At 29.4% G+C, this 26,529-nt stretch carries 25 protein-coding genes; 10 read left to right on the forward strand and 15 right to left on the reverse strand.

Annotated features, from left to right (window positions below):
• Nucleotides 1-49 precede the first annotated feature (49 nt).
• From EAH69_RS09490 to EAH69_RS09510, 5 genes are all read right to left on the reverse strand, one after another.
• Nucleotides 50-1,942, reverse strand: coding sequence for an ABC-F family ATP-binding cassette domain-containing protein (locus EAH69_RS09490; RefSeq protein WP_121934963.1), 1,893 nt, complete (start codon nucleotides 1,940-1,942; stop codon nucleotides 50-52).
• Nucleotides 1,943-1,977: 35 nt separating this feature from the next.
• Nucleotides 1,978-3,159: an ABC transporter permease gene (locus tag EAH69_RS09495; RefSeq protein WP_121934964.1), complete on the reverse strand. Its 1,182-nt coding sequence runs from the start codon at nucleotides 3,157-3,159 to the stop codon at nucleotides 1,978-1,980.
• Nucleotides 3,160-3,165: 6 nt separating this feature from the next.
• Nucleotides 3,166-4,158 carry an HlyD family secretion protein gene (locus tag EAH69_RS09500; protein ID WP_121934965.1) on the reverse strand — a complete coding sequence of 331 codons (993 nt, stop codon included), beginning with the start codon at nucleotides 4,156-4,158 and terminating at the stop codon, nucleotides 3,166-3,168.
• Nucleotides 4,159-4,162: 4 nt separating this feature from the next.
• The gene (locus tag EAH69_RS09505; protein ID WP_121934966.1) at nucleotides 4,163-5,545 is read right to left on the reverse strand and encodes a TolC family protein; all 1,383 of its coding nucleotides are present in this window, start codon (nucleotides 5,543-5,545) and stop codon (nucleotides 4,163-4,165) included.
• Between the two features lie 146 nt (nucleotides 5,546-5,691).
• Nucleotides 5,692-6,384 carry a hypothetical protein gene (locus EAH69_RS09510; RefSeq protein ID WP_121934967.1) on the reverse strand — a complete coding sequence of 231 codons (693 nt, stop codon included), beginning with the start codon at nucleotides 6,382-6,384 and terminating at the stop codon, nucleotides 5,692-5,694.
• A gap of 120 nt (nucleotides 6,385-6,504) precedes the next feature.
• Here EAH69_RS09510 and EAH69_RS09515 point away from each other — a divergent pair, with 120 nt between their 5' ends.
• Together EAH69_RS09515 and EAH69_RS09520 are read left to right on the forward strand one after the other, a co-directional pair.
• On the forward strand, nucleotides 6,505-7,071 hold the full coding sequence (locus EAH69_RS09515) for a hypothetical protein (protein WP_121934968.1): 567 nt from the start codon (nucleotides 6,505-6,507) through the stop codon (nucleotides 7,069-7,071).
• Nucleotides 7,025-7,243, forward strand: a complete 219-nt coding sequence (locus tag EAH69_RS09520) for a hypothetical protein (protein WP_121934969.1) — start codon at nucleotides 7,025-7,027, stop codon at nucleotides 7,241-7,243. Before EAH69_RS09515 ends, EAH69_RS09520 begins: the two co-directional genes overlap by 47 nt.
• Nucleotides 7,244-7,275: 32 nt before the next feature.
• On the opposite strand, the gene EAH69_RS09525 is transcribed toward EAH69_RS09520, so the two are convergent.
• From EAH69_RS09525 to udk, 6 genes are read right to left on the reverse strand one after another with little or no spacing between them, the layout of a single operon-like run.
• Nucleotides 7,276-9,075 carry an ABC transporter ATP-binding protein gene (locus EAH69_RS09525; RefSeq protein ID WP_121934970.1) on the reverse strand — a complete coding sequence of 600 codons (1,800 nt, stop codon included), beginning with the start codon at nucleotides 9,073-9,075 and terminating at the stop codon, nucleotides 7,276-7,278.
• Nucleotides 9,076-9,112: 37 nt separating this feature from the next.
• Nucleotides 9,113-11,260 (reverse strand): FUSC family protein, encoded by a 2,148-nt coding sequence (locus tag EAH69_RS09530; protein WP_121934971.1) that lies wholly within the window; start codon nucleotides 11,258-11,260, stop codon nucleotides 9,113-9,115.
• 57 nt (nucleotides 11,261-11,317) lie between these two features.
• Entirely contained in the window at nucleotides 11,318-12,487 is a 1,170-nt protein-coding gene (locus EAH69_RS09535; protein WP_230466770.1) for a class I SAM-dependent methyltransferase, read from the reverse strand.
• Between the two features lie 27 nt (nucleotides 12,488-12,514).
• A complete protein-coding gene (locus EAH69_RS09540) occupies nucleotides 12,515-13,792 on the reverse strand; it encodes a methylmalonyl-CoA mutase family protein (protein WP_121934972.1) in 1,278 nt (425 codons plus the stop codon).
• Nucleotides 13,785-14,162: an FtsB family cell division protein gene (locus EAH69_RS09545; RefSeq protein ID WP_121934973.1), complete on the reverse strand. Its 378-nt coding sequence runs from the start codon at nucleotides 14,160-14,162 to the stop codon at nucleotides 13,785-13,787. Before EAH69_RS09545 ends, EAH69_RS09540 begins: the two co-directional genes overlap by 8 nt.
• Nucleotides 14,162-14,782, reverse strand: coding sequence for a uridine kinase (gene udk / locus EAH69_RS09550; protein WP_121934991.1), 621 nt, complete (start codon nucleotides 14,780-14,782; stop codon nucleotides 14,162-14,164). Before udk ends, EAH69_RS09545 begins: the two co-directional genes overlap by 1 nt.
• 399 nt (nucleotides 14,783-15,181) lie before the next feature.
• On the opposite strand from udk, the gene EAH69_RS09555 reads away from it, so the two are divergent.
• A complete protein-coding gene (locus EAH69_RS09555; RefSeq protein ID WP_317124740.1) occupies nucleotides 15,182-15,748 on the forward strand; it encodes a DUF4126 domain-containing protein in 567 nt (188 codons plus the stop codon).
• On the opposite strand, the gene EAH69_RS09560 is transcribed toward EAH69_RS09555, so the two are convergent.
• Both EAH69_RS09560 and EAH69_RS09565 read right to left on the reverse strand, forming a co-directional pair.
• Complete coding sequence (locus EAH69_RS09560) at nucleotides 15,745-16,608, reverse strand: acyl-CoA thioesterase (protein ID WP_121934975.1); 864 nt, start codon at nucleotides 16,606-16,608, stop codon at nucleotides 15,745-15,747. The genes EAH69_RS09555 and EAH69_RS09560 overlap by 4 nt on opposite strands.
• Before the next feature lie 3 nt (nucleotides 16,609-16,611).
• Nucleotides 16,612-17,574, reverse strand: coding sequence for an NAD(P)H-dependent flavin oxidoreductase (locus EAH69_RS09565; protein ID WP_121934976.1), 963 nt, complete (start codon nucleotides 17,572-17,574; stop codon nucleotides 16,612-16,614).
• Nucleotides 17,575-17,729: 155 nt separating this feature from the next.
• Between EAH69_RS09565 and EAH69_RS09570 the strand changes: the two genes are divergently transcribed.
• The 3 genes from EAH69_RS09570 to EAH69_RS09580 all read left to right on the forward strand — a co-directional run bounded on the left by EAH69_RS09570 (nucleotide 17,730) and on the right by EAH69_RS09580 (nucleotide 21,255).
• Complete coding sequence (locus tag EAH69_RS09570; protein ID WP_230466771.1) at nucleotides 17,730-19,106, forward strand: MATE family efflux transporter; 1,377 nt, start codon at nucleotides 17,730-17,732, stop codon at nucleotides 19,104-19,106.
• 11 nt (nucleotides 19,107-19,117) lie between these two features.
• Nucleotides 19,118-19,354, forward strand: coding sequence for a hypothetical protein (locus tag EAH69_RS09575; protein WP_121934978.1), 237 nt, complete (start codon nucleotides 19,118-19,120; stop codon nucleotides 19,352-19,354).
• A gap of 125 nt (nucleotides 19,355-19,479) precedes the next feature.
• Nucleotides 19,480-21,255 carry an AMP-dependent synthetase/ligase gene (locus EAH69_RS09580; RefSeq protein WP_121934979.1) on the forward strand — a complete coding sequence of 592 codons (1,776 nt, stop codon included), beginning with the start codon at nucleotides 19,480-19,482 and terminating at the stop codon, nucleotides 21,253-21,255.
• A gap of 46 nt (nucleotides 21,256-21,301) precedes the next feature.
• Here the strand turns inward: EAH69_RS09580 and EAH69_RS09585 are convergent, their stop codons facing one another.
• Nucleotides 21,302-21,868, reverse strand: coding sequence for a hypothetical protein (locus EAH69_RS09585; protein WP_121934980.1), 567 nt, complete (start codon nucleotides 21,866-21,868; stop codon nucleotides 21,302-21,304).
• 78 nt (nucleotides 21,869-21,946) lie between these two features.
• Nucleotides 21,947-22,642, reverse strand: coding sequence for a zinc metallopeptidase (locus EAH69_RS09590; protein ID WP_121934981.1), 696 nt, complete (start codon nucleotides 22,640-22,642; stop codon nucleotides 21,947-21,949).
• A gap of 498 nt (nucleotides 22,643-23,140) precedes the next feature.
• On the opposite strand from EAH69_RS09590, the gene EAH69_RS09595 reads away from it, so the two are divergent.
• The 4 genes from EAH69_RS09595 to EAH69_RS09610 all read left to right on the forward strand — a co-directional run bounded on the left by EAH69_RS09595 (nucleotide 23,141) and on the right by EAH69_RS09610 (nucleotide 26,326).
• Entirely contained in the window at nucleotides 23,141-23,863 is a 723-nt protein-coding gene (locus EAH69_RS09595; RefSeq protein WP_121934982.1) for a GLPGLI family protein, read from the forward strand.
• 83 nt (nucleotides 23,864-23,946) lie between these two features.
• Entirely contained in the window at nucleotides 23,947-24,645 is a 699-nt protein-coding gene (locus EAH69_RS09600) for a GLPGLI family protein (protein ID WP_121934983.1), read from the forward strand.
• Between the two features lie 60 nt (nucleotides 24,646-24,705).
• Nucleotides 24,706-25,434, forward strand: coding sequence for a GLPGLI family protein (locus EAH69_RS09605; protein ID WP_121934984.1), 729 nt, complete (start codon nucleotides 24,706-24,708; stop codon nucleotides 25,432-25,434).
• Between the two features lie 169 nt (nucleotides 25,435-25,603).
• Entirely contained in the window at nucleotides 25,604-26,326 is a 723-nt protein-coding gene (locus EAH69_RS09610) for a GLPGLI family protein (RefSeq protein ID WP_121934985.1), read from the forward strand.
• Nucleotides 26,327-26,529 lie beyond the last annotated feature (203 nt).

The following is a 26,529-nucleotide window of genomic DNA, read 5'->3' on the forward strand; positions in this document are numbered from 1 at the left end:
AAAACCTCATCCGTAAAGATGAGGTTTTTTTAATATTTTTAAGTAATAATTATTCTTCAGACAATTCTAACCAACGGAATTCTTTTTCCTCAAGTTCGTCTACAATTTTTTGTAACTCTTCTCCAATTGTAGCAATTTTATCATAAGCTAAATTTGGATCCGAAAGTAAGTTTGTTAATTCATCTTTTTTAGCTTCTAGAATTGGCAAATCCTTATTTATTTGTTCTAATTCTCTTTGTTCTTTGTAAGATAATTTACGAGGCTTATTATCGATTACTTTAGGCTTTTCCACAACCTTTTCAGTAATTAGGATTTCCTCTTGTACTTTATTTTCTTGCGTTTCAGGCTTGTTTTTATTTTCGATATGGAATTCAGTATACGTTCCCATGTAGCGAGAAACTTTTCCTTCTCCCTCAAAAATCATTAATTCGTCAACCACTTTGTCCATAAAATAACGGTCGTGAGAAACAACTAATAAACAACCTTGATATTCTTCTAAGAAACTTTCTAAAACGGTTAAGGTAGGTAAATCTAAATCATTTGTAGGCTCATCTAAAATCAAGAAATTTGGATTTTTATAAAGAATCGCTAACAATTGTAAACGTTTCTTTTCACCACCACTTAATTTAGAAATAAAAGTATGTTGTGTTTCTGGAGAGAATAAGAACATTTCTAAAAATTGCTCAGCACGCATTTCTTTTCCATTAGAAAGTGGAAAGAAATCTGCGATGTCTTTTACAAATTCTATTACACGCTCATCTTCTTTAAATTGAATTCCATCTTGTTTAAAATGCCCAATGTTTAAAGTTTCACCGCGTTCAATGTTTCCAGAATCTGCAGCTTCAATTCCTTCTAACATTTTAAGGAAAGTTGTTTTACCAACGCCATTTTTTCCGACTAGACCAATTTTTCCACCACGCGCAAAAATGTAAGAGAAATCATCTAAGATTTTCTTTTGCCCAAAAGCTTTAGATACATTTTCCATCTCGATGATTTTCTGACCTAATCGAGTCATCACCATTTCTAATTTTACTTTCTGATCTACAATTTTATGCTTCGCAGCTTTTTCTGTATCGTAGAAAGCATCAATTCTCGATTTAGATTTTGTAGTACGAGCTTTTGGCTGACGACGCATCCATTCAATCTCTTTACGGTACAAGTTTTTAGCCTTATCAATCGATGCATTTTGGTTATCAATACGTAAAGCCTTATTCGTAATATATGTTTCGTAATTCCCAGAGTGAACGTATAATGTTTTATCCTCCATTTCTAAGATTTTAGTACAAATTGCATCTAAGAAATAACGGTCGTGCGTTACAAGAATCAATGTTTTATTTTCCTTGTTCAAGAAAAATTCTAACCATTCAACCATCTCAATGTCTAAGTGGTTAGTAGGCTCATCTAAGATCAATAAAACATATCCTTTTTCGAAACTTAAATCTATTAAAAACTTAGCTAACGAAATTCTTTTTCGCTGTCCACCAGAAAGTTTTCCAATATTTTGATCTAAGAAATCAATTTTTAATTTTGATAAAATTTCTTTAATTACAGGTTCTACTTTCCAAGCATCTAAAACATCCATTTTAGCCATTAAATCAATCAATTCAGGATTCGATGGATCATTCTCCAACATCATGTCGTATTGGCGTACAACATCTAAAACTTCGTTTGAATGGTTGAAAATATATTCTTCGGCTTTTAAATTTGGATCGAAATCATCACTTTGATCTAACATTAAAATTTTAACACCTTTACCTGGACGAACTTCTCCAGAATCTGGAGTTTCTAATCCTGCTAAGATTTTTAATAATGTCGATTTTCCACTTCCGTTTTTTGCAACGAATGCAATTTGATCACCTTCGTTTACGTGGAAGTTTACATCTTGAAATAAAGTTCGGATTCCATATGATTTGGTTAGATTTTCAACTGTAAGAAAATTCATGGTTTATTATCTGTTTTGTAAGTTAAAAAAAGATGCTAAATCTTTTCTGTTTCGATTTGTTTCATCGATTGTTTAGCTTTTCTTATTTTAACGATTAGAATGGCCAAAGATAAGACAAAGCAAATACTTCCTATTACAATTAGATTATTTAAATGTGGTTGAATTAACGCAGAATCGCCTTTTTCGATGAAAAGTATTCGGAATATTTTCAAATAATGTGTTAATGGAATACAATCTGAAATTGCTTGAATCCATTTTGGCATTTGACTTAAAGGCCATGTAAATCCACTTAAAATGAAACTTGGTGTTGCAACAACCATCAAAACTTCGGTTGCTTTTAGTTGACTTGGAAGGAGAATGCTGACTAAAAATCCTAAAAAGCAAACTGCTAAAATAAATGCAAAAGAAGAAGTGAAGAATGGCCAAAATTCGGTTTCTAATTTCATGTCATAAAACATTCCGAACCAATAATACAGCATATATATAAATACTGACATAAATAAATAAGGAAAAGTTTTGACGAATAAAATGGTAAATGGATTAGATGATTTTGAGATTAATTCATTAAAAGTTTTGTTTTCAAATTCAGAAGCAAATGAAAGTGCTAAACCTAATAATAAAACCTGTTGTAATACGGTTAATAAAACACCTGGAAGCATAAAATATAAGTAGTTTCCACTTCTAATATTTTGGCGAATCATCGTTGATTTGAATGGTTCGTAACTTTGTGTAGCAATATATTCAGGAATACCTTGTTTCCGAGCTGTTTCTATCGAAATTCCGGCTTTCATTGTTGTTAGAACTGTCGTGATTGCGATTGACGCTGTATTAGAAGTTAACGTGTTTGAAGCATCTACAAAATAAGCGATTTCGGGTATTTTTTTTTGTTGTACATCAGACTGAAAGTTTCGAGGAATAACAACCACAACTTCAGCTCCGATTGCTAAAGCTTTATTCTTAGAATCAAATGTTGAAGGTAAAACTTCTGCAACTTTCACCGATTCATTTTCATCTAACATCTGAATAATTTTCTGACTTGTCGTCGTATGATCTTCATCTACAACAATAATTGGTAAATCAGTTACATTCCCTTTTTTATAAACATTTCCGATTAGAACACCATACATAATAGGCGCTCCCAAGAATAAAATTGGTAAAACAGGATTCTTAAAGAAAAGTTTGAATTCTCGTATAATTAAATGAAAAATCGTTTTCATCAGAATTTATTTAGCGTTAAAATCTAAAACTACATTTGCTTTTGTCAACAGTTGAGTAGCTTGTTTATAGTCAACAGGAACAACTTTTACTTCATATTGGGATTGTTGTTGATCAATATCAGGATAAGCAGTCGAAATATTAGCATACGAATTAAGAACTTTTATCGAAACAATTTTACCTTTCAAAACCATATTATTTTTATAAGGAACTTTTAAATTGACGATTTGATTTTTTTGTAATTGTCCGATTTTATTCTCAGGAATTGTGAATCTAAAAAATGTAGTTTCTTCTAAAATTCCGTTTGCAATAGAATATCCAGCCAAAGCTAATTCTCCAACTTTTAGATTAATTGTTTCAACCGTCATATCTTGCGGTGCTTTGATGTGTCTTTCCGCCTCAGCAACATCTACTTCTTGTAAAGCTCCCAAAGCACGCTCTTTTTGTCCCAAAGCCATTTGTTGTTGTTCAACACGCGCTCCATTTTCGGCATCAGCTAATTCCGCTTTTGCAGCTAAATATTGGTTTTTAGCGCCTTGATATTTCGCATAAACTTCATCATAACTTTGTTGTGGAACAAGACTATCTCGAAGCATATTTTTTAGTCTATGATTTGATTTTTCTGCATAATCTAATTGTTCTTTCAAGCCAGCAACTTTTGCACGCAATTGTTTCAATTGATTATCTGTAGCACCTTTTTTAGCCATTTCGTATTGAGCTTCGGCAGAATTTACAGCACCTTCTGCTTGACTTTTCTTCGCATCAACCTCTGGTAATTGTAAGATAAAAAGCGTTTGTCCTTTTTTTACTTCATCACCTTCGTGAACTAATATTTGATCTATTTTTCCTGGAATTTTTGTTACAACGCTAATTTGATCGCGCTCAATTTTACCTTGAAAAATAGTTTGCTCTTCTTTTTTATTTTCCTTGTCAGATGATTTACAATTTGTAAAAAGTATAAATCCGCTTAAAGCAAAAATATAGTATAGTGTATTTTTCATGATTTTAATTTGAGATTTGATTAAATAATTCTCCAGAAGTTTGAAGTAATTCGTAGGTTTTAGAGCGTTGATCCAAGATTTGAGCATAATAACCTAAATTGGCTTTGTAATAATCATTTTCGGCAGCCAAACGCTCGGTTACATCTATTAATCCTTCTTGAAATCTTCTTGAAGCGATTTCTAAATTATTTGTTGCAATGGTATTTTGTTGATTATTTACTTTTAATTTTTCAGTAGAAGTTTCATAATCAATTTTATTTTTACTTAATAATAAATTTAGTTTTTCTTGCGAATCTCTTAACTTGTTTTCATTTATTAAAATGTCAGTTTTCGCTTGTGCTAATTTATTTTTATGTTGTCCGCCATCCAACAATTCCCACTTTGCGCCAATACCAATCAAAATATTAGGGAACATCGAAAATTGGTTCATTTTTAAATTAACATCACCTAATACATCAACATCTTTTAATTTGAAACGACTTCCAAAAATTGAGGTGTAATTGGTATTCGCGAATGCAAAAACTTGCGGTAAATGTGAACCTTTTTCTTTTTGATACAGAAATTCGTAAGCTTTCACAGAGTGTTCAAGTGCTTTCAACTCTTTTTTATTTTCTAAAGTATAGCTTGAAGCAAGAATATCAATTGGCGCAATTTCATATTGAATTTGTTGAAGATCTTGTTCAGACAGATGCGTTAAAGTTTCTAATTTTTTGTACAGTAATTGTCGATTACCATTCAGTTCTACTTGTCGAGCTTCTAATTCTAGCATTGCTAATTTTATTTTTTCACGATCGTATGGAATAGCTAAACCATTTTGAATAGCTTTCTGCACTTTAAGATGCTCTTTATCCAAGCGTTTTGCAGAATTTGAAATTAATTCTTCTACTTTGACCAATAACATCAATTGATCATAGGTTTGTAAGATATCTTTGGTTATAGTTTCTTTTTCGGCTTCCTTCAAATAATCTAAAGCAGTACTTTTTTCCTGAATAGCATTCAAAGCATTTGGAATTTGTAATCCCGAAAATATAATTTGAGTAGCGTTAACTCCGACAGTAAATAATCCTGCTGAGGTATTGAATTTTTGATTACCCGAAAACAATTCTGTAGACAAAATATCGATTGATTTGGTTGGAATATCGATGATTCCATTCGAGTTTAGATAACCACCTAGCACAATTGCAGATAAATTTGGTTGTCGTTTACCTTTTACTTCGTCATACTGGTAATTGTTTTTTTCGACTTCCAGCTGTTTATTTTTTAATTCATAACTTGATTCAATCGCTTTTTCAACAGGCAATCGAAGTTGCGGATCAATCAATTGTTGTGCAAATCCCGAAATAGAAGTCAATAATGGAATAAAAGATAAATATCGAATAATAAGCATCCTATAATTTTATTTAAAAATTAACAAAAAATATACCATGAATAAAAGTCAATATTAGAATATCATTAAAATTAAAAATCCTGAAACTTTTTAAGGGTTCAGGACTTCCAAAAGTTGCCAAAAAAATGGCGCATAGTTCAATGTATTTAATATTTTTTATCAATAATTTCCATTGTATTTTCGATTGATTGCTTCATTATTTGTGCCAAATAATCAGATGTAAGAGATTCATTAGCCTCATCTATATATTTTGTTCCTGCAATTGATTCAGAGAACTTTAATGTTTTATTTTTTGAATTTATTATATAGATATATACATAAGTTTTAGCGACATATTTATTTTTATCTTCTTCGTTATAGTCAAATCCGTTTTTTACGTTAATTAAAATTAAATCGTCCTGTTTGTAATTCTCTTTTAATTTATCAAAATTGATGATTTTATTGAAATTATGTTTGCTTATTATTTCTTTTGGGAAATCTGATTTTTTAAAATCATCTAAGATTGTATAATTATAGTTATTCTCGTTTAAAATCTTGATTGTATTATCCTTTACTATTTGATATACATCAAAATTTTTATCAAGTTCCTGAATTTTTGAGATTAAATTCTTAGTCTCTTTAGATTTATCACTTTGAAGAGATTCCGATTTAAAAAATGAAAGTGAATCAATATGTATTACAACTCCAGGATTGTTTACAGGAACATCTATAGCGTAGTCGTATGCTAATAATGTATTAAACTTTGCATCAGAATTTTCAAGAAAATTTTCTTGATTATCTTTTTTACATCCATTAATCATAAAAGATGTAATTCCTAATATTAACAGAAATCTTACCATAAACAACCAACTTATTGTATTAAAGGTAGTTAAAATTTTATTAAAATTATAATCTTATTTTCAAAATAATTAAGTTTTACTATTTAAAACTTATATTTATCTCAACAATAATATTTAAGAATGAAATATTTATTTCTTTTAATTTTTACGATTTTGACAGCTTGTAATTCTAATGATCAAATGTATAAAGAAGCTGTACAAGGAACTTGGATAATGATTGATAATCCAAACTATTTAAGAGATAATGAAATGGAAGAACCAATACCAGAGCCAATGCCTCCATTTAGAAATCCAGTTTACAGTTTTGAAGGGGATTCTATTTATAATTCAGCTTCTTACTGGGAATATAACGCACAAAAATATCCAAAGGAAAGTAAAATGAATCCTATTATGAAAATAGAGAAGGTTTCTAAAGACACCATTTTTTCTGAAACTAGATTGTTAGTTCGTCAAAAAGTGAATAGAAATTTATTGGATTATGATGAGATTAGATTTTCTGAGACTTATTATAATGGAGCTACAGTTCGAGTGAAATTTTCATTAAAGAAAAACGGTTCAATTCAATATAAAACCTTCAGATACGATGATTTAATAAGAAATGAAACGGCACAAGTAAATAAAGCTTATCTAAAAATTAATTATGCAAAAAGTTTATGCAATAGATTTTACATTACCAAAAAAAGTTAAAAATGAATTCATAATCTTTGGTGAATCAACTAATAAAATAAAATTTTATAAAAATAATAAACTTGTACACAAAGATGATTTGGATGATGAAATTTCTCCAACTTACTATGATTTAATTAATCGTTTATCTACAATTAATTATTATTTAGAAAATATAAAATCTATACAATAAGAAAACGCAACTCGATTGAGTTGCGTTTTTTATTAAAAGTTTTCTTCGTCATCGTCGTCCATGGTTTTAGCGATTTTATCAATGTTCAAACTTTTAGCCATCGCATCAAAAATCTCTTTATAGGTCCCGTTCATTTTGTAAACTTCGTCGTGTGTTCCGTCTTCTACAACTTCACCTTGTTTCATTACATACGTATAATCTGCATCAATGATTTGGGAAATGCTGTGCGAAATAATAATAACTGTACGACCTTTTTTAATAGCATCTAAACTATTTTTAATTTGCTCTGTTGCAATCGCATCCAAACTTGCAGTAGGTTCATCTAAAAAGATGATTGGAGGATTTTTAAGAAACATTCTTGCAATTGCAATACGTTGTTGTTGTCCACCAGAAAGTAATAATGCTTTGGATTGATAACCTTCAGGAAGTAATAAGATTTGATCGTGTATATATGCTTTTTTAGCAGCATCAATTATTTCTTCTTCAGTTGCATCAATGTTTCCGTATCGAATATTTTCTTCTATACTTCCATTAAAAATGTGATTTTTTTGTAGAACTAAACCAATATTTTCTCTTAGATATTTAGTGTCATATTCTTCGATATCAATTCCGTCCAAATAGATTTTACCATTATTTGGAAGATAAAATTTATCCAATAAATTAATAACAGTACTTTTTCCGGCACCTGATAATCCAACCAATGCAGTAATTTTATTGGGTTGAATCGTCATATTTATATTTTTTAAGGCATGCAATCCATTGGGGTAATAAAAATCTACATTTTCTATCTTGAATTCTCCTTTTAATTCGGTTGGAATATAATTTCCTGAAGTTTCAGTTTCTTCTTCCGCATTAATAATACTAAAAAAGCTTTCTGAATATATCATCGCATCATTCATTTCATCATAAATTCGATGCAATTGACGGATAGGAGCAGAGACATTATTAAATAACAGAATATGAAACATTATCGCACCAATTGTCATTTGTCCGTCTAAAACAAGATATGCTGTAAGAATGATAATTAAAACCACTCCAATCTGTTCGATAAAGGTTTTTATTCCGTCATAAAAGAAACTTGTTTTACGTGTTTGTAGTTGATTATCGGTTAATTGAATCTGTATGTCTAATTGTTTTTTCGCTTCAATGTCTTCTCGATTAAAGGATTTTATCACTGTAATAGAGTCTATAATACCGATAATTCCTTGCGATTTTTGTTCACGATAATTACGCATATTTCTTCTCCAACCGCCTAATCTATTCGCTTGTCGTTGTGTAATCCAAAAATAAATAGGTATAATACAAAGCCCAACTAAACCAACATAAACATTGGCATTAAACATTAAAAATAGAGCAACAATAGAATTTGTGAAAAGTGGTAAAATATCGATGAAAAAATTCTGTACCAAGCGTGTTAAACTTTCGATTCCGCGATCAATACGTGTTTGTAATTTCCCTGATTGATTGTCTTGATTGGTATAAAAAGCCATTCTGTACGTCAAGATTTTTTCGATAATAGCTTGTGCTAAATCTCTTGAAACGTAAATTCGAAGTTTTTCACCAAAATATTTTTGTCCAAAAGTGATAAATAAATTGAGAATTTCTTTCACTAATAAGACAATAGAAATAAAAGTTAAAATTTTTAATCCTGCATCTAATCCCTTTCCGTCTTCAACTAATTCATTGACAGAATCTACAGTATATTGTAAGATTAAGGCGTTTACTTGAGCCGCAAAAGAACCTATAAGCGTTAAAGTTAATGTGGCTATTACAAGTGTTCTGTAGGGCCAAACATAAGGCTTTAGATTTTTAAATAATTCAGCTAAATTCATAAGGAATAGTGTGTTATGTAATTTAGCTCAATTTTTTTTACCAATTCATCTTTTGGGAAACTTTTCTTAAATCAAATACAATTTCTTCTATTAATTCTAAGATTTCCATGATTAAATCTTGGTTATGGTCTTCAATTTCGTTGAATAAAATCGGAGTTTGATAATCGTTTAATAAATCATTTGGATGATTTTTAAGCTCGTAATCTCCAAAAATTAGAATTACAGTATATAAATCATTCAATATTTTAATCATTAAATCGATATGTTCAGTTCTAACAATTAAATTCTTTTTACGCTGCATTAGCTCCAATAATCCTAATGAATATGACACGAAAGAATGGTTGAAAATTGTAAATCGGTTTAATTCCTTTGCATTAATTTTTGTGTTTTTAGGTTCAGAAATTACACGTTGGAAGACAGATGTAACGTTAGCCATGTTTACATAAACTGTTTTTCGTGCTAATTTATAATCGGTCATATTCATTTCGCGTCGAATAACGAAAGAGAAAATTCTGAACAAAAATTCATAGTTAGCAATCAACGCTTTTTGAAACGTTTGATGAATGTTTTTACTTTCCCAAGCAGGGAAAATTAAATAACTTGAAATAAATGCCATTGAGCCACCGATCAAAGTGTCTAACAAGCGCTCTCCAATAATATCAAACGTATTATATTCTGTGATAAAACTGAATGAAATTAGAATGTAAGCTGTAAGAAACAAAGTTCCAATTACGTAAATATGTCTTAAATAAGTATATGCAAAAATCATTAAGATTAGCATGATAACAAATTTAATAAGTGGATTAGGTACAAAATAAACGATAAAGACTCCTATTAATCCGCCAAATAGTGTTCCTAAAAGTCGCTGATAATTACGTTTTTTTGTAACACTAAAACCAGGTTTCATAATTACGAGAATAGTTAAAAGAATCCAATAACTATGTTCGGAATTAGGAATGAAAAAAGTCAATAAAAACCCTAAAACCATAACTATACTTAATCGTAAAGCATGTCTGAAAATAGATGATTTTAAATTTAAATGATCTTTTAATTTTTTAAACGTATATTCTTTAGGAGCAGTAAAATGTTGTAAATGCTCGTAGGGATTTTTTTTCTTCTCCTTTACGTTTACTTCATAGAAGAATCGATGAATAAATCCTATTTTTTGTACTATATGTTTTAGATTAAGATAAATGTTATTCAAAACAATTTTATCATCATCATCATATAAATCAATTTGCTCTTTTAACTTAAAAAGTTCTTTTTCAAAATCAAATTTAGAATTTGGTTTTCTTGATGTATTGATATGAAAAGCAATAGATTTTAATTCTAAAGAAATTTTGTTACTGACTTTATTAATTTGTCTGTAAACTTCATCTTTTCCAAATTTTTCATGCATTTTTTCATATTCAAAATGCGTTGCATTAAAACTTTCGAAAATATCGTTTAAATCAGAGAAGATAAAAACTAAAGAACGTCCAATTACTGTGGTGTCTTTAATTAGTTTTTTGTTATTATAAACCAATTCGCGAACCATATCCTGCTTTTCGCTAATTAGGATTTGTTCCTCTAAAAGTTCTTGGGTTATTTTCTGAAAATCTAACGTCGTATCGTAATATTTACTCTTAATTCGAATATATTCCGCAATGTGATTCATACAATCTGCTAAAGATTGTTGAGCCATCTTATATGGTCTAAATTGAGAGATTGATAAACTAATAAATAAATACCACAATCCTCCAACTAATACCATTAATGAATTATTTAAAGGAGAATAACCATGCTCTATAGACGAATTTGATAACGACATAACGTAACAAAGCATGACCGACATACCCAAATTCGTAGCTCTTTGTCCATAAACTGTAAGCATGGACATAGAAAATGTAATGAGAGGAAGTAATCCGAAGATTAACCAAGTGTTTTCAAATATTGTTTTGGTAATATAAGAGATGATAAATGTACAAATGATAGAAAGTAGCATAAAATTGCGACGATCTTTCATAATTCCAGGAATATCGCACATATGTGTTAAAATAACTCCTAATGAGATATTTACACCGATATCTATTTTACCAAAAAAACCTAAAATAAGAGGTGGTAAAATTATAGAAAATGCTGTTTTCAATCCATCTGAAAACATTTCACTATTTATAAAATTCTCTATTTTAGTTTTGTATTGCAATTGTATTGGCTTATAATGTTACGCTACAAAAATAAAAAGATTTTATGGTTTGGAACTTTAGATTTTTGTAGTTTTTAAGATATGAATTCCATCGATACTTTGTGTAAAAATTATTGTGGTTTTTCCGCCATCATTAATTTTATATTTTTTCTTAATCACATCGATAGAATCAGGATAATTTTTGACAAGTAAATTCGCTTTTGATTTAGCAATTTCTTTTTTTGGATTTTTAATAATTTCTTCAATTTTAAAAATTCGTCCCGGAAAATTTTCAATCAATTGATCTGATGAGTAGAGATGTGTATTTTGATGTAATTTTAATACGTTATAATTGTCACAAATCTTTTTAAATGCACCAGCTTTTAGTATAGATACATTAGGTTCGTAAATGTATTTTTTTAGTCCACCAAATGATGCGTAAGATTCAGCTTCTTCTTCAAATTGATATGAAAAATCATCTTGATAAGATTCTAAATTAACACAAACGACTTTAGGATTTGTGGTTTCAAAATCTTTCTCTAAAATAATCAAGAAATCTTTTACCTCGTTTTTAAGCGCAACGATATGAATTTCTTTAATTGATGGAATTTGTTGTATTGTTAAAGATAAATCTAATAATGGTGATAATTTTACCATTATTTGATTACTTTTTTCAAAGAAAATAGGAATGTATTCTAAAATATTTGGTTCTAAATCTTCTAAAATAAATTTTCTTCCAGAATCATTTCTTCTTGCAGGATCTAAATAAATTAGATCATATTTTTCATTAGAATTTTGAGCGAAATATTCAGCAAAAGTTCCATTAAAACATCTGATATTCTTATTTAATATGGAAACATTATGAGCAACAATTTCACTTAAATCAGGATTTTGTTCAATATGAATAACTTCTTCAAATGTATTTGAAAAAGCAATTGTATCAATTCCTAAACCTGCAGTTAAATCTATTAATTTTTTACCTTTTACCAAAGATGCTTTGTAGTTTGCTGTCGCCTCAGAACTTGCTTGTTCTAAATTAACAGAAGGAGGAAAGTAAATACCTTTTGTCTGATAAAAAGTAGGAAATTTATGCTTTGCAACTTGTAAACCTTTTAGTTGTTGAGCGACTTCAGCAGATGTAACATCATTAAATGGCGATTTTTTTAAACCAATCGTACGTATGTCTTCTTTTTCTATAGAAAGTAAAAACTCCTGAAATTCAGGAGTTAAAATTGTATTGTTAATCATTAAAATTGCCTTTTAATTCAGATTGTTTTATGAATTTTTTTCAATTTTTTCAGCCAAACGAGAAGGTACAATTGGTACAAATAAAGCAGGTTTAACTACTTTTTCTTTTTTTACTATTTCTAACTTTTCATCTGGATTTTTGAATTTGTTTACACCGACTAAATTAATTTCGTTTGTATCAAATTCTTTCTGTTCTTTTTTAGCACTAGTATAAATGAAATCTTGTATTGTTTCATTTTCTAAAGCTTTAATAAATCCGCCAGCATTTTGAATGGTCTTAAATAATTCTAACGCATTATCAGCCATTTGATTTGTTAAACTCTCAATATAGAAAGAACCTGCAACAGGATCAGTAAATTGGTCTAAATTAGATTCTTTTTGTAATAAAAGTTGCTGTTTTGCAGCTAATTCTAAACCAAAATCTGTTGTTTCGTATAAAGAATCATACGACTGAATATTGATAATATCACTTCCTCCTAAAATAGCAGCATTGGCTTCTACAGAAGTACGGATAACATTATTGTAACGGTCTAATTTAGATTTATTTCTTAATGAATTTGTTGTGTAAACAACAGCTTCACTTTCTACATTATATAGATCTAAAATCAATTTCCAAAGGAAACGGAATGCGCGTAATTTTGCAATTTCAAAGAAATAATTACTTCCAACAGCAAAACGGAAATACATTTTATCTGCGATTTCAGGACCAAATTTTTCTAAATATTCAACTGCATGAGCTAATGTAATTGCTAATTGCTGTACGTGAGTAGCTCCAGTATTTTGGTAAACTTCTCCTTGTATAGCAATCGCCTTTTCGAAATTTGGATTAGTAATAGCTTTTTTTACTAAATCAAAAGCCTCGTCCTTTGTTTCAGTTTGCCATAACCCATTCTGAGCGTAAAATCCAAAAATATCTAAGTTTAAATATTTTAAGTTTTTTAACTCTTCTAAACCATCAATACTATTAGTTTCGTCCAAATTAATGAATAAATCTAAATAGTTTGGAATGTTATTATTTTCTTTTAATTGATTATATTTAATCTCATAACCATATAAAAAAGTATAATCTTGTTTATCATTTTCAGTATAATTTGAAATGATTTTCCAATCTGAATTTTTACGTGGTAATGGTTGAATTTCTGAATAGTTTACATCTTTTTTAGTGTATAATGGTTTTACATTAATTTGGTCATTTGTTCCCCAAACTAAAGTTTCATTATATTCTAATCCTTTCAATTCAACTTGAACTTTGTTTTTCCATTCTTTTTCAGAAATGGCATTAAATTCATCAAATAAATTACTCATTCGTTGTTTTTTGTGGTTTTTTATGAACTTCTTGCTGAATAATAAAAATATCTTCGTTGTCTTTCTTTAAAAAGAATTTCTCACGAGCAATACGTTCAATTTCAGCAGGATTGTCTTGTAGTAGTTTTAATTTAGCATTTTCGTTTTTTAAATGTTGTTCAAAATAGGTTTGATCAGCTTCTAATTCACGAATTTGCTTGTCTAATTCTTTATGTGTTATTAATGAATTTTGGTCGAAAAATGCCATCCAAATAATAAAACATACACTAATAATAAAATATGGGTTAATCACATATTTCATCCATTTCATGTATGGTTTATATTTTTCGTATTTCTCTAAAGAAATAAATTTTCCGACAAATTTGTTCATTATTTAGTTGTATTCAGTTTTTCTTTAATTACAGAAGATAAGATCTTAACCGCAACAGAATGTCCTTTTTTCATGTTAGGGATAATGATATCTGCATAATTTTTAGAAGGTTCAATAAATTGTTGGTGCATTGGTTTTAGAGTGTCTTGATATCGAGATAAAACCTCATCTAAATCACGTCCTCTTTCTTGGATATCACGACGAACACGACGAATTAATCTTTCGTCAGAATCAGCATGTACAAAGATTGTTACATCAAATAATTCACGTAATTCAGCATCAGTTAAAACTAAAATCCCTTCTACAATAATCACAGATTGTGGGTGAGTTAAAATAGTTTCACCTGTACGCGTATGAGTGATAAATGAATAAACAGGTTGTTCAATTGTTTCTCCATTTTTAAGCGCACGAACATGTTCCTTTAATAAATCAAAATCAATTGATCTTGGGTGATCAAAGTTGATTTTTGATCTTTCTTCTAAAGGCATATCGTGATTATCTTTATAATAATTATCTTGAGAGATCACGATTACGCTTTCTGTATTTAAGTCGCGTAAAATATTATTAACTACGGTTGTTTTTCCTGAACCAGTTCCTCCTGCAATTCCTATAACTAACATTTTTGAACGTGTATTTTTGTTATTATTATCCATTTTATTTACTGGCAAGATTCGTTCTTAATTAAATTTCATCTAAAGATAAAAAAATATCAATAATGAAACGAAATTAATCACTATTCTTACAGATTTGGTGGAATGAAGTCAAAAATTTGACAATTAAAATTCAGAGTTTTGAATTGTATTCATAGAGTGAATGAGACATTCATTTATAGAATCGTTAGGTATAGGTTACGACTGAATTTTAAATATTCGATTTTAAAAATCAAACCGTCTGCAAAGGAAAAGAAAATTTAACGGATAAAAAATAGAATTTTATCATATATTTATAGTATAAAACCACACAAAAAAAACAAAATTACTATGGATTTCTTTTCAGGAAGTACGCTATTATCCCTTTTTTTGGGAGTAGGTTTGGCAGCAGCCTCAGGCTTTAGAGTTTTTCTGCCTTTATTTATTTTAAGTTTAGCAACTAAACTTACAGGTAATTATATTGAAATAGACCAAGATTTACAATGGGTTGGTAGCTGGCCAGCGATTATTACATTAGGTATTGCAATGATAATAGAAATTGGTGCCTATTATGTTCCTGTAATTGATAATATGTTAGATACTATTTCTGTGCCTTTAGCTGCAGTAGCTGGTACATTTGCGGTAGGTGCAACGCTGACAGAAATGAATGAAGTAGCAACTTGGGCTTTAGCAATTATTGCAGGTGGTGGTACAGCTGCTGCAATTAGTACAACCACAGCGACAGCTAGGGCTATATCTACAACCACTACTGGAGGTATAGGCAACTTTTTGGTAAATACTGGTGAAACATTAGGATCGTTATTTTTAAGTATTATAGCGATTGTAATTGCACCATTGGCATTTATTATCGCTATAATACTTGTAATAACTGTAATTAGAGTTTGGAAGAAAGTAAAAAAACGTGCAGAAATTTTACTTGAAAATCCTAACTCTTAAGCTTGTTTAGGTCGCATTAAACCTTCCTGAGTTATACTACAAATCAGTTTGCCAGAACGATTAAAAATAGAACCTTTATTGAATCCCCTTGTGTTTGATGCGCTTGGGGATTCTACATTTATAAGAATCCAATCTTTTAAATCTGTATTTCTGTGGAACCAAATTGAATGGTCTAAACTTGCAACTTGCGTATTACCAAAATGTGCTTTAGAAGCGTGTGGTAATAAAGAAGTAGCTAATACATTGTAATCTGAACAATATGCTAATAATTGTTGAATTGTTGGAATTGATAAATCCATATCAGCTTCGTTAAATTTAATCCATGTATTACTGATTGGTTCATAATCTACTTTTTCAAATGGATTCTGAATCACTGTTGGTTTAAATTCTAATGGACGTTCAGCAGCAATAAAATTATGAATTGCTTTTGGTAATAATGTACCAAATTGTTCTAAAATATCAGTCCAACTTACTAATTCTTCTGGCGATTTAACAATTGGCATATCAATTTGATGCTCATATCCATCTTGCTCTATCTGAAAAGAACAAGCCATCATAAAAATAGCTTTTCCTTCTTGTTTTGCAGTTACTGAACGTGTTGTGAAACTTCCACCATCACGAAGAATAGTTACTTCATATTCAATAGGAATTTCTAAATTTCCCGGTAAAATAAAGTAAGAGTGTAACGAGTGACAAAAACGATCTTCTGGGACAGTTTGGTAAGCTGCATATAAAGCTTGGCTTACTACTTGTCCACCAAAAACGTTTGGACTACCCATGTATGAACTTCTTCCTTCAAATAAATTTTCACCAATTTTTTTTAGTGTTATTAGGTTGATTAGTTCAGTAGTTGTATTCATTTATTAATATTTCAATTTTTCTAATTCTTCTTTGTTTTTTTGAAGAACAGCTTTGTATTCAGCTTTAATTTGATCTATTAATTCTTTTGTTGTAGGGATATCATGGATTCCAGAAACTCCGTGTCCTGCTGACCAAATGTTTTTCCATGCTTTTTGTCCTTCACCATTTAACTTAGAAAAATCTTCTTCTTTCTCTTCCGTCAAATCGACTCCTGCTAAAGCCAAACTTTTCGTTAAGAAATTAGCATTTACTCCTGATACATGCGGAGTGTAAATGATATCTTCTAAGGTAGAATCAATAATCATATTTTTATAAGCATCATCTGCATATCCTTCTTTTGTAGCTATAAAACGAGTTCCCATATAAGCAAAATCAGCTCCCATTGCTAATGCTGCAGCCACATCATTACCTGTATTTAAACATCCAGCTAAAATTACTGGACCATTGTAAACAGATTTTATATCTGCAATTAAAGCAAATGGATTAGAAGTACCAGCGTGGCCACCAGCACCAGCTGCTACAGCAATAATACCGTCAACACCGGCTTCACTCGCTTTTTCAGCATGACGTTTTTTAATCACATCATGGAAAACCAACCCACCATATGCATGCACTGCATCTACAATTTCTTTAACAGCTCCTAAAGAGGTGATAATTAATGGTACTTTATATTTTGCACATAATTCTAAATCAGGTTGAATACGTGGATTCGTTTGATTTACAATAATATTAACACCAAATGGGGCAGCTTTTTTACCAGTTTCTTCCTCAAATTTCTTTAACTCTGTCGTTATTTCTATTAGCATATTTTCAAAATCTTCAGAAGACCTTCCGTTTAATGAAGGGAAAGTTCCGCAAACTCCGTTTTTGCATGCTTCGATAACTAGTTCAGTTCTTGAAACTAAGAACATTGGAGATGAAATTAGAGGGATTTCTAAATTCTGTTTAAACTCGTCAAATGTCATAATGAAATATTTTTTTTGTGGTTATTTGATTTGCAAGTTATAAAAATATAAGAATATTATGCGTGAATAATTATTTTATTAAGAAAGTATGATACCTTAAATTATCTTTGTATAAATTTTAACTCGTGACTTTAAAGGAACATTTACAACGCAACATGAAATTGGCAATACCAGTTATGATAACACAAGCTGGTCAGATTTCTGTAAATATCATTGATACTATCATGGTCGGAGGATTGGGTGGTAAATTTGATAATATTAAAGATGAAAGTATTAGTAAAGTTGCTTTAGCTGCTACTTCTTTAGGAAATTCATTATTTTTTGCAGTTTTAGTCTTTGCTTTTGGATTTAGTTTTGCTCTTTCTCCATTAATTGCTGCTGAAGATGCAAAAGGTGATAAGAAAAGTGCTGCAAATTATTTTACACACAGTTTAATATTAAATGTATCATTATCTATTTTACTGTTTCTTTTAATCACTTTTGCAAAACCACTTTTACATTACATGAAACAGCCTGTTGATGTAATAGATGCTTGTATACCTTATTTAAATATTATGACTTTCTCGATGATACCGTTGATGATTTTTCAATCATTTAGACAGTTATCAGAAGGTTTATCACTTACAATTCCTGTAACAATTGCTACTATTTTAGGAAATATTGTCAATATAGGTCTTAATTATGGTTGGATTTATGGAAACTGGGGATTCCCTCGTTTAGAAGTTGAAGGTGCAGCTTGGGGAACATTTGTGGCTCGTGTTGTAATGATGGTTTTCTTATTAGTCGTGCTTTTTAATTTTAGTAAAACACGTGAAGTTTTACAGCTTGTTTCATTTAAAAATATTCAGAAAAAATATTTTAAAAAGATTTCAAATATTGGAATTCCTACTGCTTTAACTTCCTTCTTTGAAATGAGTGCCTTTTCAACAGCTGCATTCATATGTGGATATACGTTTACAAATTCATTAGCCGATCAAGAATTGGCAAAGGTTAATTTAGCTGCGCATCAAATTGCTATTAATTTAGCTTCAACAACATTTATGATGTGTACTGGATTAGGTGTAGCAGCAACTGTTCGTATTGGTAATCAATTAGGTTTAAAAGATTACAAAACATTGCGAGAGGCTGGTTGGTCATGTGTATGGATGGTTATAGGATTTATGTTTGTCTGTGGATTAGGATTTATTTTATTACGTTATCAGTTACCTACAATCTATGTTGAAAATACTGAAGTAATCAATCTTGCAGCACAATTATTGATAATCGCATCATTATTTCAATTATCAGATGGTTTACAACTTGTAGTTTTAGGTGCATTGAGAGGAATGACCGATGTTCGTGTTCCATCAATTCTTACATTTGTAGCATATTGGTTAATTGCAATACCAATTGGAACTGTATTGGCGATTGTTTTTGAAATGCGTGCATTCGGAATGTGGATAGGTTTAGGAATCGGACTTACTGTTTCTGCAATTATGTTAGTTTACCGTTTCCATCAACAAACAAAAAAATTAATTATTGAAAATTCATAAAATTATATACAATGGAATTACCAAAGTTTTTAATCGCTGACAATTCAGATTTTCCAGATAAAATCTTTATTTTACATACAGATTATCCACGTTTTTTATTAGATGTAGAAACTGATGAAGTAGAGTGGTTTGAAGATTTATCTGATGAAGAAGATGCTGAGGACTTCGATACAGAGGTAGCGGCTTTAATTGAATTAGCTTTAGATTTCTATGATAAAGAAATGGCTGAATTAGAAGGAGATGAGTAATGTTGTCTTTAATTGATAAATGTATTTAATATTGGTGTATTAAATACGTTATTTCTCGATAATTGTTATTGTTTTATTTAAAAATAGTCTTATTTTGGCATTAACAAAAAAACGAGAAAATATCAATGGAAATTAAAAGACTTTTCGACTTCCCTTATTATCAGTTGGAGAAGGCGCCTCGAGAGGATGCATTAGTTACGAAAGTAAATGGTGAATGGATTAAAACATCTACAGCATCATATATTGGACAAGCTAATGCATTCAGTCGAGGATTACTAAAACTAGGAATCAAACCCCAAGATAAAATCGCGATTGTAACTTCTAACAATCGAACAGAATGGAATGTTGCAGATATTGGTATGCAGCAAGTTGGTGCCATATCAGTTCCAATGTATCCAACTCTATCTCCTGAGGATTTTGAATATATATTAAATAATTCAGAATCTAAATTTTGTGTCGTTTCTGATGCCGAATTATTCAAAAAAATTTCAGATGTTAAAGATAAGGTATCTTCATTAGTTGCTATTTACACTTTTGATCAAGTAGAAGGTGCAGCAAATTGGAAAGAAATTTTAGATTTAGGGAGTGATGATTCTACACAACATGAAGTAGAAAGTTTAAAGAATTTAATTAAACCTTCTGACATAGTTACTTTAATTTACACTTCAGGTACTACTGGTCGTCCAAAGGGTGTTGTATTAACTCATGACAACATTGTTTCTAATACAATTCGTAGTGCTGAACGTGTTCCCGTTTTTCCTCCATTGGCAAAATCTTTGTCATTTTTACCTATTAATCACGTTTTCGAGCGTATGTTGATTTATTTATATCAATATATAGGAAATGGAATTTATTATGCAGAGAGTATAGAGACTTTAGGTGAAAATATGAAAGAGGTGAAACCTCATGTAATGACAGTTGTTCCTCGTTTAGTAGAAAAAGTATATGATAAAATTTATAACACTGGTTCTACAGCAGGTGGTTTAAAGACTAAAATATTTATGTGGGCTTTAAGTCTTGTAGAAGGTTACGATCCATATGCTAATCATGGTTCCATATTTAAATTAAAACACGCTATTGCATCTAAAATTGTTTTCTCTAAATGGAAAGAAGGTGTTGGAGGTGAATTATGTTGTATGGTTTCAGGTTCAGCGCCTTTAGCACCAAGACTAAATCATTTATTTTGGGGAGCTGGAATTCCTATTTTAGAAGGATATGGTTTAACTGAAACATCTCCAGTTATTTCGGTTAATAAAATGGAAAAAGGATGGTTTGGAATTGGAACTGTAGGGAAACCACTAACAGGATTAGATGTGAAAATTGCAGATGATGGTGAAATTATGGTGAAAGGACCATCAGTTTTTTCTGGTTATTATAAGGATGAAGAAAAAACAAAAGAAGTATTTACAGAAGACGGATATTTTAAAACAGGAGATATCGGTGTGTTAGAAAATGGACTTTTAAAGATTACAGACCGTAAAAAAGAAATGTTTAAAACTTCTGGAGGGAAATATATTGCTCCACAAGTTATCGAAAATAAATTTAAAGAATCTCGTTTTATAGAGCAAGTAATGGTTGTTGGTGATGGTGAAAAAATGCCATGCGCTATCATTAAACCAAATTTTGATGTAGCTAAAGATTTCTTAGTCTCAAAAGGAATTAATGTTTCTGTGTCTAATGAAGAGCTTGCAAAAGATCCATTATTGATTAAAGAAATACAATCAGAAATTGATATTTATAACCAAGGTTTTGGACATTGGGAACAAATCAAAAAATTTGAATTAGTTCCGGAAGAATGGACAGTTGATGAAGGGTTATTAACGCCTACTTTAAAATTGAAACGTAAATTCGTTTTAGCTAAATACCAAGATGTTTACAATCGATTATACGATAAAAAATAAACAAAAAAACCTGAAGATTTCTTCAGGTTTTTTATTAAATAAATTATTATTTACCAGTCCAACCCCAAGGTGCTTGTGGTTTTTCAACTTCTTTCGTTAAATCAAATTCAACTGTGAATTTATTATCAGAACCAGCTCTTTGTAAGTTGTAAGTATATTTTTTTTCGTCTAATGTAATCCACCATACGTTTGTAGATGCGTAAGGAATTCTTTGGTGAGTTTCTAAATCAGCAGGGAACATTTGAAATTTTTCAAAACCTGGATTTGGATTCGTTCCACCGTATTGAGTTACTTTATCTTCAGAACCATCTTCGTGTCTGTGATCGTGTTTTAGTTTAATTACATCATTCTCATAAGTTAAAACCCAAGTTCTAGAATGATCATCACCAACATGAAATGGAATTTTAATTTCATTTGGTTTACATGAAATTACATGCATTTTTAATTCTTTTCCAGAAAAATCATCATTCTTAACAAAATCTGCTAATTTTCCTTCGTAAGCTTTTCCACAATGTTTTTGTAAATTATTCCAAAATACTTTTGATGGTATTTCTTTTTCTTGTGCATTAATCGTTGCAGCAGCTAATAAAAGCCCTAAACCTAATTTTCTCATGTTTTAAAAATAGGTAAAATAAAATAAAAAAAGAGCCTGAATAATTCAGACTCTTTTTTATCAATATGATTTCTTTTATTAATCGTCATTTCTTCCGCCACCAACTGCCATTAACACAAAGTAAATTAGCTGTGATAATGATCCAATAGCAGCAACTAAATAAGTACGTGCAGCCCATTTTAATGAGTCTTTTGCTCCGTCAAATTCGTTTGGTAATAACATATTATGTTTCTGAAACCAAGCTAATGCACGGTTAGATGCATCGTATTCTACAGGTAAAGTAACTAAAGCAAAAACCGTAGTTACAGCAAATAATGCGATACCAATCCATAATAATGTTGTATTTCCAGATCCAGCCATAGTCATTACACCTAACATTAAAATCCATTGATTTAAGTTTGATGCAATATTCACCATAGGAACCATTTTCGAGCGAAATTGTAACATACTGTAACCGACAGCATGTTGTACCGCATGGCCAACTTCGTGCGCAGCAACAGCGGCAGCGGCAGCGTTACGTTCGTGGTAAACAACTTCCGATAAATTTACAGTTTTATCTGCTGGATTGTAGTGGTCAGTTAACTGACCTGGAGTTGAAATTACTTTTACATCAGTAATTCCATTATCTGCAAGCATTTTTTCGGCGATTTCTCGTCCACTCATTCCGTTTGCTAAAAACGTTTTAGAGTATTTTGCGAATTTTCTTTTTAATTGTGAAGATACACCCATGCTGATAAGCATGAACAATCCGATTAGAATGTAATATCCACCCATTTTTTAAAATATAATTAATTTGTAATTTTGTAATAATACTTAATCAAAAATTATTCCAACAAGAATAACCTTTACAAAAATATATAAATTCAGATTCTTTAGGCTATAGAAGCTGTAATTTTAAAGTAAAATACATATTTTATTTTTGATTTACTTCTTATTCAAGATGTTAAATTTCAATGAAATTATCTTATTAGAAAAATATATTCACGATTATTAATAAAAGTGATAGATAAAGGTAAGATTGTGGATATATATGAGATTTTATCATAAATAAAGTTAGATTTATCAATTTATGGTGAATAAGCGATGTTGAAAAAAATATTCAACAGGCAGCTGATTTTACTACAACTTCGGCTGATGAGGATGGAATTTGGAATGCCTTAAAATATTACGATATTATTTAACAATATTGCAATAATGTTAAATTTTAATTAAATAAAAGTATAATTCATAAAGGATTATACTTTTTTTATATATTTTTATTAAAACATAAATATGAAAAAATTACTATCTGTTGCTTTGTTTGCTTCAGTTTTCTTTGTTAATGCGCAAGAAAAATTAGAAATTCAATACAAATTTGAATATGCTTTTGATTTAAGCAAAGCAGATAAATCTTCAACTCTTGATTTTTATAAATCCTCAAACGAAAATACCGCCGAATTTAGTTTGGTAACTTCCAAAACAGAAGCAGTATTTAATCCAATAGAAAAATTAAATAATCAGCAAGACAAAGGTGTAGGTAAATTATCAATATTACCACCAAAAGATTCTTATTATGTTAATTATGAAACAAAAGAATTAGTTGAGTTAAAAAATATGATTCGTAAGGTTTTTATTGTTTCTGACTCGTTATCAACTTACAATTGGACAATTCAAAAGGATAAATCAAAATTATTAGGTTATGATGTAAAAAAAGCAATTGCAATTGATGGGAAATATACTTATGAAGCTTGGTTTGCTCCAAGTCTAAATTTTAAAAGTGGACCTTTTAAATTCAACGGATTACCTGGTGTTATTCTTCAGTTAACTGAAATTGATGCACAAGGACACAAGAAAATAACGACTGCATTTGATGTTAAAATTAATGATAAGGCTAAAATTGAGAGGCCAACAAAAGGTGAAGTTATTTCGAAAGAAGGTTATAATGAATATGTTGAGGAAATGATGAAAAGACAACAAGAAATGCTTAATAATAGAGTGAATAAGAAAATAGATTAAAACCTTATTTATTTATTTATTTATTTATTTATTTATTTATTTGAAAAATAATAATTTACATTAAATGAAAAAACTACTATCAGTTGCATTTTTATCTGTTTCATTTTTTTTTACAAGCACAAGATGATTTAATCATTGATTATGAATTGTCTATTATTCAAAGACAAAAAGATAAAACTGGGGTTGTAGATGAGTTTTATAAATTCTTAAAAGAACCAAAACCTTATAAATTACAAATTACTAAGGGAAAAAGTTATTATTATAAAATTGATAAAATTTTGAATAATCAAGGGAATAAATTTAAAATAATTGGAAATTTCACACCAAATACCTTTTATGATTTTACGAATAATATTTCCAAAAAAGAGGAAACAATTGGTAACAAAACTTATATAGTTTCAGATTCAATTAATGTAAAATATAATTATACTTTACTGAGAGAAAGCTCTAAATATTTAGGCTATAATGTTAAGATAGCTACTTATAAAAAAGATAATTGGAGTATAAAAGTTTGGTATGCTACTGATTTACCAGCTAAATTTGGTCCAGAAGATTATATTGGTTTGCCAGGTTTAGTTCTTCGAGTTGAAACGTTTATGAATGATAGTATTGAACCTAACTATATAGTTAAAGCTACAAATATTCAAATTGTTAAAAATTTAGAATTAAAACCAATTACCAAAGGAATTGAAATTTCGAGAGAAAAGTTCAAAATTTTAAATAATGAATTGGAAGCAAAACAAAATTCGGATAATATAGGTGTAGAAACAAAGATTGATTAACAATGCGATCTTGAAACGAGTTCAAGATGACAGGTTTGCTTTTTATAGTATATTTGTTTTATGAAGCAAAATTTAACATTAATATTTCTACTATTTTTTATATCTAATTATGCGCAAGAGAAATTAGTTGTTGACTATATCTTTAATTATAAATACGATCTTACAAAATCTTCAGATGCTAGAACTTTAGCAATTTATAAAGCTTCAAATAAAAATACAGGAGAATATCAATTAATCACAACAAAAGAAGAATCAATTTTTAATTCAATAGAGAAAATTAATAATAGTCAAAATGTATTTGATGTAGAACCTTATAGTGTTCCTTCAGCCAATTTGTATAATAATATATTGGAGAATTATACATTAGATCCAATTAATTTTAAAGGAAAAAACTTTATTGTAAAAGATACCGTTACTAAATACAATTGGTTATTAGAAAGAGAATATGATAAAATTTTAGGATACGATGTTAAAAAAGCAGTAGCCAAACGTTTTAATATTACATACGAAGCTTGGTTTGCGCCAAGTTTACCATATAAAACTGGACCTGGAAATATTTTTGGATTACCAGGATTGATTTTAAAATTGAAAATAATTTTAGATCAAGATGATGGTGTGCATCAGCATATATATACAGCAACTAAAGTTGATTTAAATGATAAAGCTAAAATTATTAAACCAACAAAAGGGGAATTGATGATGGTTGATGATTTTACAGTTTATTTTAATAAAATCCTGAGAATAGAAGCTGAAATTGAAAACAATAAAGTTGAAACAAAGATTGATTAACACGATGCGATTTTGAAACAAGTTCAATATGATGAATTTGCTTTGTATTAAAGTTATTGTCAAGCTGAATTTATTTCAGCTTCTCATTCCGATTTTATAATAATATGATGAAACAGAGTCAAAATATAAAAGCCAACTATAAAGTTGGCTTTTATAGTATATTTGTTTTATGAAGCAAAAATTAACATTAATATTTCTACTATTTTTTATATTTAATTATGCACAAGATAAAGTTGTTGTTGAATACAGTTACAAAAATTCGTTTGATATCTCTATTGTAAAAGATGAACATTTACTGAATTTATATAAAAACTCGAACGAAATAATCACTTATTATACTTTATTTATCGACAAAAACGAAGCAGTTTTTGAAGATGTACAGCGTGTAAATAATTCGCAAGAAATGGAAAAACCAGCTATTTCTGGTCCATTAGGAAAAACGTATCTTAATTTAGAAACAAGAGAATATATTTATGAGGCTGATTACAACGGTAAATATATTATCAAAGATTTATTGAATATAGTCGAATGGAAAATAGAGCGGGAACGAGGAACGCATTTAGGGTATGAAACAAGAAAAGCTACTTATAAAAATGATTATTTAGAATATGAAGCTTGGTTTGTTCCTAGTTTATCCTTAAAATTTGGACCAAATGGATACGGTGAATTACCTGGTTTGATAGTTAAATTTACACATTATTTTAATAATAAAAATGGTCGTCATCACCGTACATTTATTGCCGATAAAATTTCAATCGAGCCTCAATTAAAAATTCTAAAACCAACAAAAGGAAAAGTGGTTTCTCAGAAAGAATTTAATAAAATTGTAGAGGAACAGAATAAGAAATTCGAGGAAATCAAAAACAATAAAGTTGAAACAAAGATTGATTAATACGATGCGATTTTGAAACAAGTTCAATATGATGAATTTGCTTTGTATTTAAGTTATTGTCAAGCTGAATATATTTCAGCTTCTCACTCCGATTTTATAATAATATGATGAAATAGATTCAAAACAAAAAAGCCAACTAAAAATACACTGCCCCCAAAAAGTTAGACACTTTTGGGGGCATTTTTTATGGCAAGAAAAGTAAA

The sequence above is a fragment of the Faecalibacter macacae genome, from assembly GCF_003687725.1.
GTDB lineage: Bacteria > Bacteroidota > Bacteroidia > Flavobacteriales > Weeksellaceae > Empedobacter > Empedobacter macacae.